Source organism: Pseudoflavonifractor gallinarum (assembly GCF_014982855.1).
Lineage (GTDB): Bacteria > Bacillota > Clostridia > Oscillospirales > Oscillospiraceae > Pseudoflavonifractor_A > Pseudoflavonifractor_A gallinarum.
The window spans coordinates 87,996-101,749 of record NZ_JADCKF010000004.1 but is presented as its reverse complement, the minus strand read 5'-3'; the positions used below and the strand labels follow the sequence as shown (position 1 = coordinate 101,749).

The 13,754-nt window shown below is 53.8% G+C and carries 21 protein-coding genes; all 21 read left to right on the top strand.

The window, feature by feature from the left end:
• Positions 1 to 43: 43 nt before the first annotated feature.
• The 21 genes from INF37_RS05770 (at position 44) to INF37_RS05675 (ending at position 13,729) form a co-directional block, all read left to right on the top strand.
• Positions 44 to 592, top strand: coding sequence for a hypothetical protein (locus INF37_RS05770; protein ID WP_207730448.1), 549 nt, complete (start codon positions 44 to 46; stop codon positions 590 to 592).
• Positions 589 to 1,623 (top strand): hypothetical protein, encoded by a 1,035-nt coding sequence (locus INF37_RS05765; RefSeq protein WP_193537041.1) that lies wholly within the window; start codon positions 589 to 591, stop codon positions 1,621 to 1,623. The genes INF37_RS05770 and INF37_RS05765 overlap by 4 nt, the downstream gene beginning before the upstream one ends.
• Before the next feature lie 151 nt (positions 1,624 to 1,774).
• Entirely contained in the window at positions 1,775 to 2,110 is a 336-nt protein-coding gene (locus INF37_RS05760) for a hypothetical protein (RefSeq protein ID WP_055270309.1), read from the top strand.
• Between the two features lie 4 nt (positions 2,111 to 2,114).
• The gene (locus INF37_RS05755) at positions 2,115 to 2,960 is read left to right on the top strand and encodes a DNA adenine methylase (RefSeq protein WP_055270477.1); all 846 of its coding nucleotides are present in this window, start codon (positions 2,115 to 2,117) and stop codon (positions 2,958 to 2,960) included.
• Complete coding sequence (locus tag INF37_RS05750; RefSeq protein ID WP_193537039.1) at positions 2,945 to 3,346, top strand: hypothetical protein; 402 nt, start codon at positions 2,945 to 2,947, stop codon at positions 3,344 to 3,346. The genes INF37_RS05755 and INF37_RS05750 overlap by 16 nt, the downstream gene beginning before the upstream one ends.
• 17 nt (positions 3,347 to 3,363) lie before the next feature.
• Positions 3,364 to 3,900 carry a hypothetical protein gene (locus INF37_RS05745; protein WP_193537037.1) on the top strand — a complete coding sequence of 179 codons (537 nt, stop codon included), beginning with the start codon at positions 3,364 to 3,366 and terminating at the stop codon, positions 3,898 to 3,900.
• On the top strand, positions 3,893 to 4,312 hold the full coding sequence (locus tag INF37_RS05740; RefSeq protein WP_119346906.1) for an AbrB/MazE/SpoVT family DNA-binding domain-containing protein: 420 nt from the start codon (positions 3,893 to 3,895) through the stop codon (positions 4,310 to 4,312). The genes INF37_RS05745 and INF37_RS05740 overlap by 8 nt, the downstream gene beginning before the upstream one ends.
• Before the next feature lie 12 nt (positions 4,313 to 4,324).
• Positions 4,325 to 5,050 carry a DUF3849 domain-containing protein gene (locus INF37_RS05735; RefSeq protein WP_193537035.1) on the top strand — a complete coding sequence of 242 codons (726 nt, stop codon included), beginning with the start codon at positions 4,325 to 4,327 and terminating at the stop codon, positions 5,048 to 5,050.
• Positions 5,051 to 5,077: 27 nt separating this feature from the next.
• Positions 5,078 to 5,632, top strand: coding sequence for a YodL domain-containing protein (locus INF37_RS05730; protein ID WP_262394670.1), 555 nt, complete (start codon positions 5,078 to 5,080; stop codon positions 5,630 to 5,632).
• A gap of 23 nt (positions 5,633 to 5,655) precedes the next feature.
• Entirely contained in the window at positions 5,656 to 6,045 is a 390-nt protein-coding gene (locus INF37_RS05725) for a SpoVG family protein (RefSeq protein WP_055270319.1), read from the top strand.
• Between the two features lie 153 nt (positions 6,046 to 6,198).
• The gene (locus INF37_RS05720; RefSeq protein WP_392392073.1) at positions 6,199 to 6,387 is read left to right on the top strand and encodes a DUF6133 family protein; all 189 of its coding nucleotides are present in this window, start codon (positions 6,199 to 6,201) and stop codon (positions 6,385 to 6,387) included.
• Complete coding sequence (locus INF37_RS05715; RefSeq protein WP_193537031.1) at positions 6,377 to 6,832, top strand: prepilin peptidase; 456 nt, start codon at positions 6,377 to 6,379, stop codon at positions 6,830 to 6,832. Before INF37_RS05720 ends, INF37_RS05715 begins: the two co-directional genes overlap by 11 nt.
• Positions 6,829 to 6,951, top strand: coding sequence for a hypothetical protein (locus tag INF37_RS15865; protein WP_262394669.1), 123 nt, complete (start codon positions 6,829 to 6,831; stop codon positions 6,949 to 6,951). The genes INF37_RS05715 and INF37_RS15865 overlap by 4 nt, the downstream gene beginning before the upstream one ends.
• Before the next feature lie 40 nt (positions 6,952 to 6,991).
• Positions 6,992 to 7,846, top strand: a complete 855-nt coding sequence (cpaB, locus tag INF37_RS05710) for a Flp pilus assembly protein CpaB (protein WP_193537029.1) — start codon at positions 6,992 to 6,994, stop codon at positions 7,844 to 7,846.
• Complete coding sequence (locus INF37_RS05705; RefSeq protein ID WP_193537027.1) at positions 7,846 to 8,667, top strand: P-loop NTPase family protein; 822 nt, start codon at positions 7,846 to 7,848, stop codon at positions 8,665 to 8,667. The genes cpaB and INF37_RS05705 overlap by 1 nt, the downstream gene beginning before the upstream one ends.
• A gap of 317 nt (positions 8,668 to 8,984) precedes the next feature.
• The gene (locus tag INF37_RS05700; RefSeq protein WP_295705804.1) at positions 8,985 to 10,361 is read left to right on the top strand and encodes a CpaF/VirB11 family protein; all 1,377 of its coding nucleotides are present in this window, start codon (positions 8,985 to 8,987) and stop codon (positions 10,359 to 10,361) included.
• Positions 10,362 to 10,375: 14 nt separating this feature from the next.
• Positions 10,376 to 11,305, top strand: coding sequence for a type II secretion system F family protein (locus INF37_RS05695; RefSeq protein ID WP_055270327.1), 930 nt, complete (start codon positions 10,376 to 10,378; stop codon positions 11,303 to 11,305).
• A 4-nt stretch (positions 11,306 to 11,309) separates the two neighbouring features.
• A complete protein-coding gene (locus INF37_RS05690; protein WP_193537023.1) occupies positions 11,310 to 12,182 on the top strand; it encodes a secretion protein F in 873 nt (290 codons plus the stop codon).
• Positions 12,183 to 12,198: 16 nt separating this feature from the next.
• The gene (locus tag INF37_RS05685; protein ID WP_193537021.1) at positions 12,199 to 12,795 is read left to right on the top strand and encodes a hypothetical protein; all 597 of its coding nucleotides are present in this window, start codon (positions 12,199 to 12,201) and stop codon (positions 12,793 to 12,795) included.
• Complete coding sequence (locus INF37_RS05680; protein ID WP_207730453.1) at positions 12,792 to 13,187, top strand: DUF4320 family protein; 396 nt, start codon at positions 12,792 to 12,794, stop codon at positions 13,185 to 13,187. Before INF37_RS05685 ends, INF37_RS05680 begins: the two co-directional genes overlap by 4 nt.
• Positions 13,184 to 13,729, top strand: coding sequence for a hypothetical protein (locus INF37_RS05675; protein ID WP_055270334.1), 546 nt, complete (start codon positions 13,184 to 13,186; stop codon positions 13,727 to 13,729). Before INF37_RS05680 ends, INF37_RS05675 begins: the two co-directional genes overlap by 4 nt.
• Positions 13,730 to 13,754: the final 25 nt, after the last annotated feature.

The window sequence follows — 13,754 nt, the reverse complement described above, 5'->3', positions numbered from 1 at the left end:
GGTATTCTTAATACTCAAGCAAACGATCACCGCACCCGAGCAAGTGGATTTAACATCCATAGACTTTCCTGATATCCGTTGGCTCCATGGTGTGTTCTACTGCAACAGCAGCGGCTCTGGCCGCGACAAAAAATACCATCCCTGGTCAGGGGTAAAGACCGACCTCGGAGAAATCGAGGAAAAAGCGTGGTGTCAAATTGCTGAGGCATTGATCAACCGCAAGGGAGAATCTGCTCTGCTCAAGTCCCTCATTGAATGGGAGACGAACCACAACTATGCTCACGCTTCCAAAGAGGTGGTCAGAAAAGAGGCCCTGCAATTGCATGTAGCCAGGCTGTTTGATAACCCACTCTGGGTCCACTTTGTCCCATTCAACCGACAATATCGCCCGGAGGTGCTGGAAACGGCACATCTTGTTACAGTTGTGAATGAATGCTGTAATACGCCTGGCGAAGTGACACAAGAGCAGGTCGACCAATCTGCAAATGGTATGATTGCCTGTCCCTGCTGTGGACGATGGAGTCCCTTCCACTGCGTGGAGCAGGCAGAAAATGAAGAAAACAAACTGGGAATGGAGATGATGCCGCAGTGAGTACGCAGGATCTCAAACTTTTTGATTTGCTGGATGGCCTTGAAATGACCAAGTCACAGTATGAGTGGTTGGCGCGCCGGTTTGAAAACATGACTGCAAAAGAGGCTCTGCTGTTTCGCGGGGCCATGCAGATCGAGCAGCCGCAAGCAACCTGCGATGTAATGCAGATTGCCAATCAGCTGGAGCACTACGAATTGCTCTATGGAGCCGGGAACGACTTTGCCCTGGGTAACTTCGTCATGGAGCATATCTTCTACCCTTCCTCCCAGACTCGGGAATTTCTTGACCCGGTAAAGGTAGGAGCGGCGTATCGCCAAAAAGACGGGAATACTTTCTGCGATGGAAATTTTATCAGACTTTCCTCGCCGCTTGATCTCTCTCAGAATAGCGACCCGGCGATGCTTCCCGACAGGGGCGACTACGGCATCCGGGTCAAGCTGGCAAGCCGCAACAATATGGAGGGCATCTGGGTCGGGTTTCCGGATACCAGCGAATATATGGACTCGTCCCACCCGGATGAATTACTCCTTGCTTTGGATGCGTTGGATGCGGAGACGCTGACCGAGTGCATCGCTGTGGATGTAGACTGCTGCCTGCCTCAGCTGAGAGATATCCTCTCCCAGTATGATTCTGCCGCAGAGCTCATCCGCCACGCTATCGACTTCGGATATGTGTGGGCGGAACAGGGCCAGGGCGAACCCCGATGGCTGGACAAATGGCAGGCGGTCATGGAGCTGGAGGGCTGTCATCAGCTGGACTATGCATTGGATCTGGCGCAGAACCTCCACTGCTACAATTTCATGCCCCGTGACATGGAGGTAGCGGAGTATGGCAGGTTGCTGGCTAAGCAGGATGGTGTATATCCCAACGATGCTCTTCTTGCTGAATGCTTTGATGCCGAGGGCTACGCCAATCAGAAAATGAAGAACCTTGGCCTGTCGGCGGCAGAGCATGGGTATGTGTCCTGGAACGGGAGCGAGATCCTTTATGAGTACAGCCAGCCTCCCAGCAGCCCGACCATGTCCATGTAATAAGCAGCATGCCAGAGGTTGATGCAAGGGGGTGATCCTACAGAAAAATAAATAGCCAGAAATAGCAATGGGGCCGTTTTTCCGAGAGGGATAAACGGCCCCCTCTTTTTTATGCCCTTTTTCGGAAAAACACCCCGGAAAGGAGGCGTCTATGCAGGAAGAACGGCTGGCGGAATTATTGGAACGCTATCACTCCGGTGAATCGAACGCCGCCACCAGCCGGGAGTTGGAGTGCGTTTTCTCCATCAAGGGAATCGAAGTGCGGCAGATGGTCAACCGCTTGCGCCGCAAGGGAATCCCCATCGCCAGCAGTGGCAGTGGGTACTTCTACGCCGCTACGGAGCAGGAGGTGCGGGCGACCATCGCCCATCTGACACGGCGGATCAGCGGAATCGCTGCCGCTATTGCCGGCCTGAACCGATCCCTGGAGCAGTTTGATACCGCACAGACCCGGCTGCCATTGGAAGGCGGTGATGCGGTTGAATAGTTTCATGAGCTGGATTGGCGGCAAGAAAGCACTTCGAGAGCTCATCGTCACTTTGTTCCCAGTCTACTATGAGCGGTATATCGAGGTCTTTGGCGGGGGCGGTTGGGTGCTGTTCCATAAGCCCCCCGGCAATGATTTTGAGGTGTACAACGATTTCAACAGCTTGCTGGTCAACCTTTACCGCTGTGTAAGAGATAAGCCGCAGGAACTGATGGAAGCACTCAGATATGTGCTGAACTCGCGGGAGGATTTCGATGTGGTCCGCGCTACATTAGCCCGTGACAGTCCTGCCAGCGATGTTCAGAAGGCTGCATGGTTCTATGAATTGATCCGTTACAGCTATGCGGCCGGGCTGACCAGCTTCGGAAGTCAGCCCCACGATATGTGGAGCAATTTTCCCCTTATCGAGCAGGCTCACCGGCGCTTGGCCAAGGTGGTCATTGAAAACAAGGACTTTGAAAAGCTCATCCGGCAGTATGATCGTCCGGCAAGCCTATTCTATCTCGACCCTCCGTACCATGCCACCGAGGGCTACTACCAAAACATTGGCGAAGATGGCTTTACAGAAACGGATCATATCCGTTTGCGGGATGCATTGATGCGGATTGAGGGTAAGTTTCTTCTTTCCTACAACGATGACGAGTTCATTCGAAGTCTGTATGACCGGCCAGGTATCTATCTGATGGAAACCACCCGAATCAACAACATCAAGCAGCGGTATGATAACGGCGCCCAATTTCCTGAGCTTATCATCGCCAACTACGATATGCATGAGCGGCTCCGGGTAGCACCGTCTCAGATGAATCTGTTTGACCTGACTGGAGGTGATACAGCATGGCTGAAGTCGTGAGTGAGTTGGACAAGCTCCGTGAAGCGGCGAAACTGATTGAGGAGATGAGCCAAGGGCGCCTACAGGTTTGCCCCAGCGTCGTGGGACAGGTCTATATCCGGCCGGAAAACGAAGCCTACCTTGGGCTGGATATGCGGATCAACAGCATTCCAGGTCAGCTACGCTATCGAGTGACCTTCTCCTCCCAGATGCGACGGATGGGGGCGGACATGACCTCAGAAGGTCTCAGGGCGCTGCTGTCCGAGGTAGGTCAGACCTATGCGCTGCTAACTGCGCTCGAATCAAGGAGCTATACGCCCACGACAGAGGATCTGACAGCATTTCGGGAAGAACTGTTGGCGGAACAGGAAGCAAAGTCATTCCCAACTTTGAGTCAGACGATATAAAAGGAGGATAAAAGCAGATGAAATTTAACAAGCAGTTGTCGAATGGCGGCCTTTTTCTCCCCAGTGCCGCACTCAAAATCAGTGGTTTTGAGGACAGCGGTCAGGTTGAGATCCATGCGCTGAAGAATACAGCGGTCATTATGAAGCAGCAGATGACCGCCATGGAACTGATCCAGGCGCTGGACAGTCTGAATCAGCTGTTCATTAATCTCTCTTTCCATTTGGCCAAAACCTGCGGCGCCTGCAGCGGGTGTGAGGGCGAATGTCCCTTTGGGGATTTTGAGTACGACAAGATCGAACTGGACGATGATCTGCGGAAAGAAGCCGGCATTCCCACAGATGCCAAACTGAGTCTCTATGTGGACGAGGAGGATCACACGATTACCGTCTGCGAGGCCGGATATGATCACGACCTGCGGGATATTCCTCCCTACCTGTTGGAGATGATGGCCTTTTCCGGCATCTGCCTGGGCGAACTGGAGGAGCGGCTGATTGTCGGAGATATCATTTACGGCGGCAGCACTCGTAGCAGAAAGGAGTGCGAAGATGAGTAAGGTACACACCTCTGTAAAGATCCGCAAGGATGGCTCTCTGGTACTGCCGGCCTTTGTTATGCGCGGGATGGGCTATGCGCCGGGTGAGGAAGTTCCCATTACCACTCCGGCGGATCAGTATATCTGCGACTGTGACGCAAACAGCCTGCTGGTAAGCCGTGTTTGCGGGGATGCAGGATGCGCCGGCTATACCAGCGAGGAGCCTGAGCTCAATCTGCCGGCAGACCTGCTGGCGGAAGCGTCGATTCCTGTGGGAGAGGAAATCACCGTACTGGTGGCGGACGGTGCGTTGCTCATTGTCCCAACGACCGAAGACCTTCTGGAGTTACCGGTGGAGTTATGTTGTTTGCTCAACGAGCTGGGCATCAGTCCGTTGTCCATCCAGCTTCCGAACAAGTGCTGCCTGCCGTAAGGAGGTTTCAGGATGGAAAAAGAAATCTATCTTTACCCCTACTCTGCAGCCGAAGCTCGTACCAGGAACGAGCTGGCACTTTGGCGGGCGAGCTATCAGGCCAACGAGGAATGTGCCCGCGACATCGAGGAGCACATTCGCACTCATTTTGACGGTGCTCACCTGAATGATTCGATGCTGCAGCCCCTTTTGGATAAGTGGGGGTATAAGCGAATCAATTTCGTCCTTGCCAATACCCTGCAGGAGCTTAGCTACGATGGACGCTTCAGCCGAAAGAACCAAGAGTGGGCGAAAGCCACCTTCATTCCGCAAGACGGTACTCACAACATCTCGTTAATGGTCAAATCTCATCCTGCGGTATTGGATGGGTTCGTAAATATGGTGCGCGAGGCTTACAAGAATCTTGGCCTCTTCGGGCCGCAGCACTGTGAGCCGAACTCCTTCGAAAACCTCGACTACGAAGGCCGAGTGTTGGTGCTTTCACCAGACACCCTGAAGGAGAGCTGCTGGTCGCCCGAAAACCAGCTTTGGCTGGCCCATGATGGATTTGGCTGCTCGCCCCACGCCATTGGGCGCTCTATCCGATCCACCTGTCTTGGAGATGGAGAACAGACACGGTGGAATCGCACCGACTTCATCGGGGTGCTGCGGGAGGAGTTTCTCCCGGACTGGGCCAAAGAGAAACTGGCTGAGCTACAGGCAGAACAGCCCGATATGGGGGTGATGAAAATGACTTGATGAAACCAAGAAAGGAGGAATGCCGTCGTGAGCATTCAAATGAAAAATGGCTGTCTGGTTTACTATGGGAACCTCATTGGATACCAAGCCAAAAACCAGACCGAAGTCACCGTTGATCCGCAATTCCGCCGTGAGGAGCTGGAATCCTGGCTTGCACGGCGCGGACTCGTGCCTCGCTGGGAAGAAGGCGTCTATGAGCGCCTTTCCAACGAGGGCTTTCGCGTCAGTGACAGCTCGCCGGAGTTACAGTCCTGCCGAATCTGGCAGCTCAAGCCCGGTACGCCAATTCAGATGCGCTTCATTGGCCTTGATGCCATGGCGCAGAAGTTTGGCGGCCCCACACCTGAACAGTATCATGTGGTCTATGATGGCCGGATTCAGGACAATGACCTGGAAAAGCTCTGGAACAAATTCAGCCGTACTCCTCTTGGGCCGGACGGTCAGCCGCTGGCTATCTCCGATGTAGTAGAACTGTACAATGCATCTGGCAGTACCTTCTTCTACATTGATCGCTACGGGTTCCAGCCTATAGAATTTGTGGATCATCCCAGTCAGGATCAGTCAATGAGCATGACCCTGTAAATCCAGAAAGGAGGAATATTTCCATGGCAACCAAAGCCCAGAAAGCCACGACCCAGTCGGAATCCCCTCAGCAGCAGACGCTCCCCATGCAGTATGATGTTCGCATCCATTCTCTCCGTCTCGACGGCAACTGTCGGGCTCACGCCTCGGTAAACATCAACGGTTGTTTCGCCATCCGTGGAGTGAAGGTGATGGAGAGCAGTAAAGGACTGTTCGTCTCTATGCCCAGCTATCGCGCTGGCAACGGCGAGTACAAGGATATCTGCTTCCCTGTCACCAAAGAGGCCCGGCAAGAGTTCGACAATGCTGTTCTCGATGCCTATCAGCAGGCCCTGACCCAGAGCCAGCAGGTCGGAAGAACTGCCCCGGACCCTACGGTCCGGCAGGCACCGGGGCCTGAAATGGCGATGTAACCTGCCGTATCTGTGTATTACTGACCTGAATCATCCAATCCCAATCATTCATTCAAAATTCAAGGAGGAAATGAACCTATGAAGAAGCTGTATAACAAGATGATCAACACCATGAACTCCGTTTCCCGCAAGGCCGTTGGTACCGTCAACACTATGGCGTTTTCCGTCCGCACCGCCCTGAGCAACACCCGCGGCGAGGGTTACATCGACACCGCCGTGAAGATCCTGATTGCCGTGGTGCTTGGCGCCCTGCTGCTGGCTGGCCTGTACACCCTGTTCGGTGACACCGTGCTGCCCACCGTGACCCAGCGGGTGGAAGACATGTTCAACTATGCCGGCTGATGCTGCGGTTCGTTCCGTATGGTTTTTCTGCACGCTTGCGCTGGCATCCGCCGCTGACCTGCGGCGACATCTCATTCCAAACACCTTTTGTATCCTGACTGCCGTGGCGGGGCTGATTGCAATCAGCCCCGCCCGTTTTGTTGGGCAAATACTTGGTCCACTTGCTGCTCTGCCATTTCTTGGGGTGGCAATGATTTTTCCAGACAGGGCTGGCGGAGGCGATATCAAGTTTGTTGCCTCTGTAGGCTTTGTTCTGGGTCTGCTCCCAACATTGTGGGGAGGCATTCTGGGCCTATCACTCGCCATCGGCTATGCTGCCGCACGGGCCTGCATTGAAAAGCACTGCGCTGCCACACCAACACCAATCGGCGAAATTGCCATCCCCTTGGCTCCCTTTCTTTCCATTGGTTTTGCCATTTTCTATGTTTTGGAGGTTATGACATGAAAAAGTTCCGTATTGAGAAAAAGACCGCCATTAAGTGCATCGGCATTCTGGCTCCCTTGGCTGCCGCTGCCATCATTGTGCCCAAGGCAATTCGTCACAAGAACGCGTTGCGCGTGTAAGCATCGCCATTCCAGTTAAAACGAGGAGGTTATACCCTGTATGAGTTTTCTGAGAAATCGTACTGTGATCGGAGTGTTTTGTATTCTGCTCTCCGTCCTCATCTGCTTCGGCCTGACACCGCTCTTCAACCGGGCGGTATCCCAGAAGGTCGAAATCGTCCGGGTCACCCAGCCGATACGCGCTGGTGAACAGATCACCGATGATATGGTTCAGCTGGTACAGGTAGGTGGGTACAATCTGCCTGACAATGTTCTACATGAGAAGGGCAATGCCGTAGGCAAATATGCTACGGCTGACCTTGCTGTAGGCGATTATATTATCAACACCAAACTCTCTGATGTGCCGGCGGCTGATAACGCCTATCTCTATGACCTTGACGGCAGCCAGCAGGCCATCTCGGTTACAATCCGCTCTTTTGCCAACGGTCTGTCGGGCAAGCTGCAGAGCGGCGATATTGTTTCTGTTGTTGCCCCTGACTACAAACAGCAAGGCCAGACCGTCATCCCACCTGAGCTTCAGTATGTGGAAGTGATCAGCGTGACTGCGTCCACCGGGTATGATGCCAACACCGGGGAGGCTCAGACCGACGATGAGGATGGAAAAGAGCTACCCAGTACGGTCACACTGCTTGTCACGCCTGAACAGAGCAAGGTACTGGCCGAACTGGAGGAGGAAGGTACAATCCATCTGACTCTGGTCTACCGTGGAAGCAAGGAGAATGCGGAAAAGTTCCTCACCGCACAGGATGATGTCCTGTTGGAGCTCTATCCTCCCGAGCCTGATCCCGAGGAAGCGTCCCAGGAGGAAACCACGCAGGAGGAAACTCCCACAGGAACCGACAATCCTGAAGAAACGGAGGTGGAAACTCCCACAGAGTCTGAGGAGGTGGTCTGATGCTGAACTTCAAGAAAGGGAGCATCTTCTCCCGTTCGGCGGGCAATGAAGATGCCTACGAGGAATATGAGCAGGAGGACCAGGGGGGCGTGCTGGCAGTCTGGGGCAGCCCCGGCAGTGGCAAGACCACAGTCGCCGCACGGATTGCAAAGCACCTTGCCGGCAAGCGTAAAAACACGATTCTTCTCCTCTGCGATATGTCCGCCCCCATGCTGCCCTGCATCTGCCCACCCAGGGATCTCGAAAACAAAGGATCTCTGGGGAGCGTCTTGGCTGCCGCCCATGTGTCTGACAGTTTAATCAAGAATAACCTTACCACCCATAAACGGTTGGACTATCTCTCCATATTGGGGCTGGTCAAGGGTGAGTCGGAATACACCTACCCACCCTATAGCGATGTGCAGGCCCGTGAGTTGATCGATGGCCTGCGGAACATCGCACCTTATGTGGTGATCGATTGTGGAAGCTATATTGCCAACGATATACTGTCTGCCGTTGCGCTGATGGAATCTGACGCTGTCCTTCGTCTCGCAAATGCAGACCTGAAATCTATCAGTTATCTGTCCAGCCAGCTCCCACTTCTGAAGGATGCTGGCTGGGACTTGGACAAACAGTATAAAACCGCCAGCAATGTCAAACCCCAGCAGGCTGGTGACCACATGGCAAAGGCGCTGGGGACGGTGGCATTTACACTGCCGTACTCCGCTGAGGTGGAGTCCCTGTATCTGGCTGGTGATCTGCTGGGCGAACTTTCCATGAAGGATAGCCGGGTCTTCCGCAAGGAAATTGAGAAGATTTCCAAGGAGGTGTTTGGGTGTTAGGAGAAAAGCGTAACCTGTCCCTCTTTGGCTCCCAGCCTGCCCAGGAGGAGAAGCAAGTCAAGCACATCACCGTAGACCGTGACGGTGAAAAGAAGGACATTCCGCTGTACTTCGGCCCGGACTGGCCTGTCGTCAACGGCACTGGTGATACTGTTCCTTCTCCCAGTGATGACCCGTCCGCCTGCCAAGCAGAGGCCACTGCGGAAAAAACAGAAGAAACGATTCCTGTCGAGCCTATACCGCAGGATACACCCGCCGGTATAGCCGACAACTCACCGGACTCAGATGTGCGGTATCCCGATGATTCTCCACGCAGAATACTGGCCAGCACTACTGTGGTGGCCAACCGTACACATGCACTTTTCTTTGCACCGGAGGGCGACAGCCGGGACTTCAACAGTGTTCTCAAGGAAGTGCAGGAGTATATCTCCGGCAAATATTCCTCCCTGATCACCGATGGTGGGGACGAGGATGCCAAAAGTCAGATCAAGCGGTATATCACCAAGTATGTGCAGGACCAGCGTATTGCGGTCAAGGGATATTCCGCCGATGGACTGGTGGATGCCCTCTACACGGAAATGGCGGAATTTGGCCTCCTTACCAAGTATATCTTCGGAACCGGCATTGAGGAGATCAACATCAACTCCTGGCGGGACATTGAAGTGCTGTACTCCAACGGCCAAATGGTCAAGCTGGATGAGCACTTTGACAGCCCCGGCCACGCCATCAATGTGATCCGCCGTATGCTTCATGTTTCTGGTATGGTGTTGGATAACGCCAGCCCCGCCGTCCTGGGCCACCTCAGCAAGAACATTCGAATCGCTGTTCTCAAGACTCCTCTGGTCGATGAGGATGTGGGCGTCACCGCCTCCATCCGTATTGTCAACCCGCAGAACATGCAAAAGGATGACTTTGTCCGTGGCGGCACCGCTACTGGGGACATGCTGGACTTCCTGTCCGCCTGCCTGCGGTACGGTGTTTCCGTTTGTGTGGCCGGAGCCACCGGCAGCGGCAAGACCACAGTGGCTGGATGGCTGCTGACCACGATCCCCGACAACAAGCGTGTGTTCACCATTGAGAATGGTTCCCGTGAGCTGGATCTGGTTCGTGAGAAGGACGGCAAGGTCTGTAACAGCGTCATCCACACCATCACCCGTGAGTCCGAGAACGCCAAACAGAACATCGATCAGGACATGCTGCTGGATATGGCGCTGCGTTACCACCCCGATATCATCTGCGTGGGCGAGATGCGATCCGCCGAGGCGTATGCGGCGCAAGAAGCTGCTCGTACTGGCCACGGTGTGTTGACCACCATTCACTCCAACTCCTCTCAGGCCACTTGGCGGCGCATGGTCACGCTGTGTAAGCGCAAGCATGAGATGTCCGATGATACCCTCATGGATCTGGTTACCGAGGCGTTTCCTGTGGTGGCCTTTGCCAAGCAACTGGAGGACAAGAGCCGTAAGATCATGGAGATCATGGAATGTGTGATCCAGCCGGATGGCTCACGCCAGTATAATACCCTCTATCATTTTGCGATTGAGGACAACCGGCTGGAGGACGGCAAGTATTATATCGATGGGCACCATGAGCCAGTCCATCCGATCTCCGCCAATCTTCAAAAACACTTCATCGACAACGGAATGCCGCAACAGGAGCTGGACAGGCTCCTGGCGGGATTCCATCAAAAATAAGGAGGTGAACCCGTGTGACGACCATACAGCTTATGGCCTGCATTGGCATGGTAGTTGGCTTTTTCGTGCTTCTGGGCATCACCCCCTCGGATTTTACCGAGGGGGTATTCCGGCAGATTACCAGCAAGCCCAAGAGCCTCCGGGACGAGATCAACGAGTCCACGCAGCGCAAGAAAAAATTTGTTTTGCGCCGGGAGATCGAGGAGAGCCAAAATATTCTTCGCATGACAGGGCGAGAGGCAAAGTTTCCGGCAATCTGCGCTATGTCTCTTCTGCTCTTTCTGGTGGGCGCATCTTTCGCTTTTCTCCTCGGCAACTTCTTCCTCGTTCCTGTCCTGGCCGCAGGAATGATGTTCATCCCATTTTGGTATATCAAGCTAACTGCGGCCTACTTCAAAAAGGCAATCTCCGCAGAACTGGAAACAGCACTTTCCATCATTACCACATCCTATCTCCGTAATGAGGACATCCAGACCGCAGTCGAGGAGAATCTGGAATACCTCAATCCACCGGTCAAAAACGCCTTTGCCGAGTTTCTGACCAGAATTAAGCTGGTCGATCCGGATGTAGATGCCGCCCTGCGGGATCTCAGCACCAAGATCGACAATGCAGTCTTCCGGGAATGGGTGGCCGCACTTTTGACATGCCGCTATGATCGTGGTATGAAGACTACTCTGACGCCTATTGTCGCCAAGCTGAGCGATATGCGGATCGTCAATGGCGATCTGGAAAACATGGTTTTTGAACCCCGCAAGGAGTTCATTGTTATGCAGATCCTCGTTCTCGGCAATATCCCACTGCTCTATTTTCTCAATCAGGAATGGTACGATATCCTGATGCACACGCCGATGGGACAGATCATCTTGGCTGTTTGTGCGGCTGTGTTGTTTGTCAGTACAGCCGCAGTCATCAAATTGACTCAGCCCATCGAATATAAGAGGTGACGCTATGGAGTTTTTATTGATTTTGTGCGGTGCCTCTCTGGCGCTTGGTCTCTTTTTTATCGCGGCAGATTTGTTCAAGCTGCCTCGTCTTGCTACACAAAAGGCGCTGCTTTCTGCCGGCCGCCAGGAAAAAAAGCAGGCACGCACCACGGATGTACTGCTCATGGGCTGGGCTGTCAAACTGGCCCCTCATATCCACATGGATGAGTACAAGTACAGCCGTCTGAAAAACACGCTGAATGCCGCTGGACTTGGCATGACACCGGAGGAATATACCGCTTTTGCCATTGTGAAAGCCGCAGCGGTGATGCTGGGCGTGATCCCTTGCTTATTTCTGTTCCCGCTGTTGGCCTTGGTCGTGATCCTTTTGGCGGTAATGGTCTATTTCAAGGAGATTCGCCGGGCAGATGAAAAACTGTCTGGCAAGCGGGATGAGATTGAGTCTGAACTGCCGCGATTTGTGGCCACGATTACACAAGAGCTGGCCAACAGCCGTGATGTGCTGAGCATGGTGGAACACTACAAGCAGAACGCAGGAGCCACTTTCGCTGCCGAGCTTGACATTCTCACCGCAGATATGCGCTCTGGTTCCTACGAGGCAGCACTGACCCGCTTTGAGGCCCGCTTCAATTCGCCGCTACTCTCCGATGTGGTTAGAGGACTCATTGGTGTGCTGCGAGGAGACGATGGCGTCCACTACTTCCAAATGCTCGCCCATGACATGAAACAACTGGAACTCCAGCGGCTAAAGGCGAAGGCGATGAAGATCCCGCCCAAGATTCGGGTTTTCTCCTTCATCCTGCTCATGTGCTTCCTGGTGACCTATCTGGCCATCATTATCTTCCAGATTCTGAACTCCCTTAGCGGAATGTTCTAAGAAAGGGGGCCATTTCATGAACTATAAAAATGAACTGAAGAAAAAAATCAGTGCAGATTATGAGCGGCGGGTCAAACAGTGGATGTCATCTGATCCGGCGCAGCTGGTGGATGCCGCCGAAACCATTGCCGCTGCGAGACTGATTCGTGACAATCTCGACGATGCTATTACTACGCAGGACGCAAAATTCCTGCTTGATCTGGACGATCCTCTGGGGTATGTCACCGACCGCTGGATCTCGGAAAACGGTGCGGACAACTCTCACAAAGAGGAACTTCAGCACTGCGTATGGACGCTTCAACAGGATTTTGGCGAAGGCCAAGCCCCCGCGACTGTCCGAGATTTCCTGATGGAACACAAGGGCGGAGTGTTTTCACTGATGACACCCTGCGGTTATGTTTCTCTGACGGAGGCGCAGGCGGAAAGCCTGCTCAACGGACACGGCATAAAGTCGCACCCCGGTGTGGCGGGTGTTTCTATGGAGGTTTCTGCCGACGAGATCCTCACACAGACGGTCAAGTCGGCAAACCGGCAGAATGGTGTGTGGTATCTCCTGACGGAATCCCCTGAGCAGACGCAGAGTCCCCCGGAAATGGAGGTGAACATGTGCTGAAACGAGTCTTGCGCTCCCGCCGCGGCGAAGGCTACATTGATGTCTGCGTCCTGGTGATATGCGCCATGCTGGTCATTGCGCTGGCTGTTAAAATCATGCCTGTCTACATCGCCAAACAGCAGCTGGACACCTTTGCTACAGAGCTTGTGCGTGAGGCAGAGCTGTATGGCCGCATAGGAACTGAAACCACCCGCCGGGCTCAGTCACTGCGGGAGCAGACAGGTCTGGACCCAGATATCAGCTGGAGCAGCACGGGCCGCATCCAGCTCAACCAAGAGATTACTGTCGTCCTGACCTATGAAACCAACCTGGGCCTCTTTGCCGGATTTGGCAGCTTTCCAATCACCCTCCGCTCCGAGGCGACGGGAAAAAGTGAGGTGTATTGGAAATGAGTCGATTCAAACAAGCAATCAGGGACCGCCGGGGCATTTCCTTTCCGTTGATTATCGCCGTCACGCTTTCCCTTGTGATCCTTCTGTGCGGTGTCAGTGAATACCTCCGTCTCCTCATCGTGGCGCAGGGGGTCCGGGATGCTGTTCAGGAGGCGGTCATTTCTACCGTCAACGACAACTATGACGATGTGTACCATGGGGTGCGTGAGGGCTACTCTGGTGCTTATCAGCCTATGGCCGGAGACTTTGAAGAATCACTGGACTACGGCGACATCTATGGCCGACTGGACGCCCTTTTGAACCTGACTAATCAGAGCGGCTACCATGTGCAATATACAGAGGATGGCAAAATGGAGTTTCGCGTGTGGGACCTAAGTGTCGACCTTCAGAACGCATCCTTCGCATCGGCCGACAGTGCTGGCAACCGGCTGATTGCTGACTGTGAAATCGAGCTGGAGGTGCCAGTTTCCTTTGGTGGCAGGCTTTTACCGCCCATGCGGATGACCGTAAAAGTAAGCGCCGGGTACACACCCCGTTTTTGACCAGGCGGTTAAAAATCTCTCTTTT

Excerpts from the sequence above, each read along its gene's own strand:
- INF37_RS05750 (WP_193537039.1), top strand. The coding sequence starts at position 2,945 with ATGGCTGAAGTCGTGAGTGAGTTGGACAAGCTCCGTGAAGCGGCGAAA.
- INF37_RS15865 (WP_262394669.1), top strand. The coding sequence starts at position 6,829 with ATGAAAAAGTTCCGTATTGAGAAAAAGACCGCCATTAAGTGCATCGGC.
- INF37_RS05740 (WP_119346906.1), top strand. The coding sequence starts at position 3,893 with ATGAGTAAGGTACACACCTCTGTAAAGATCCGCAAGGATGGCTCTCTG.
- INF37_RS05725 (WP_055270319.1), top strand. The coding sequence starts at position 5,656 with ATGGCAACCAAAGCCCAGAAAGCCACGACCCAGTCGGAATCCCCTCAG.
- INF37_RS05745 (WP_193537037.1), top strand. The coding sequence starts at position 3,364 with ATGAAATTTAACAAGCAGTTGTCGAATGGCGGCCTTTTTCTCCCCAGT.
- INF37_RS05690 (WP_193537023.1), top strand. The coding sequence starts at position 11,310 with ATGGAGTTTTTATTGATTTTGTGCGGTGCCTCTCTGGCGCTTGGTCTC.
- INF37_RS05760 (WP_055270309.1), top strand. The coding sequence starts at position 1,775 with ATGCAGGAAGAACGGCTGGCGGAATTATTGGAACGCTATCACTCCGGT.
- cpaB (WP_193537029.1), top strand. The coding sequence starts at position 6,992 with ATGAGTTTTCTGAGAAATCGTACTGTGATCGGAGTGTTTTGTATTCTG.
- INF37_RS05705 (WP_193537027.1), top strand. The coding sequence starts at position 7,846 with ATGCTGAACTTCAAGAAAGGGAGCATCTTCTCCCGTTCGGCGGGCAAT.
- INF37_RS05755 (WP_055270477.1), top strand. The coding sequence starts at position 2,115 with ATGAGCTGGATTGGCGGCAAGAAAGCACTTCGAGAGCTCATCGTCACT.
- INF37_RS05720 (WP_392392073.1), top strand. The coding sequence starts at position 6,199 with ATGGCGTTTTCCGTCCGCACCGCCCTGAGCAACACCCGCGGCGAGGGT.
- INF37_RS05715 (WP_193537031.1), top strand. The coding sequence starts at position 6,377 with ATGCCGGCTGATGCTGCGGTTCGTTCCGTATGGTTTTTCTGCACGCTT.
- INF37_RS05735 (WP_193537035.1), top strand. The coding sequence starts at position 4,325 with ATGGAAAAAGAAATCTATCTTTACCCCTACTCTGCAGCCGAAGCTCGT.
- INF37_RS05685 (WP_193537021.1), top strand. The coding sequence starts at position 12,199 with ATGAACTATAAAAATGAACTGAAGAAAAAAATCAGTGCAGATTATGAG.
- INF37_RS05675 (WP_055270334.1), top strand. The coding sequence starts at position 13,184 with ATGAGTCGATTCAAACAAGCAATCAGGGACCGCCGGGGCATTTCCTTT.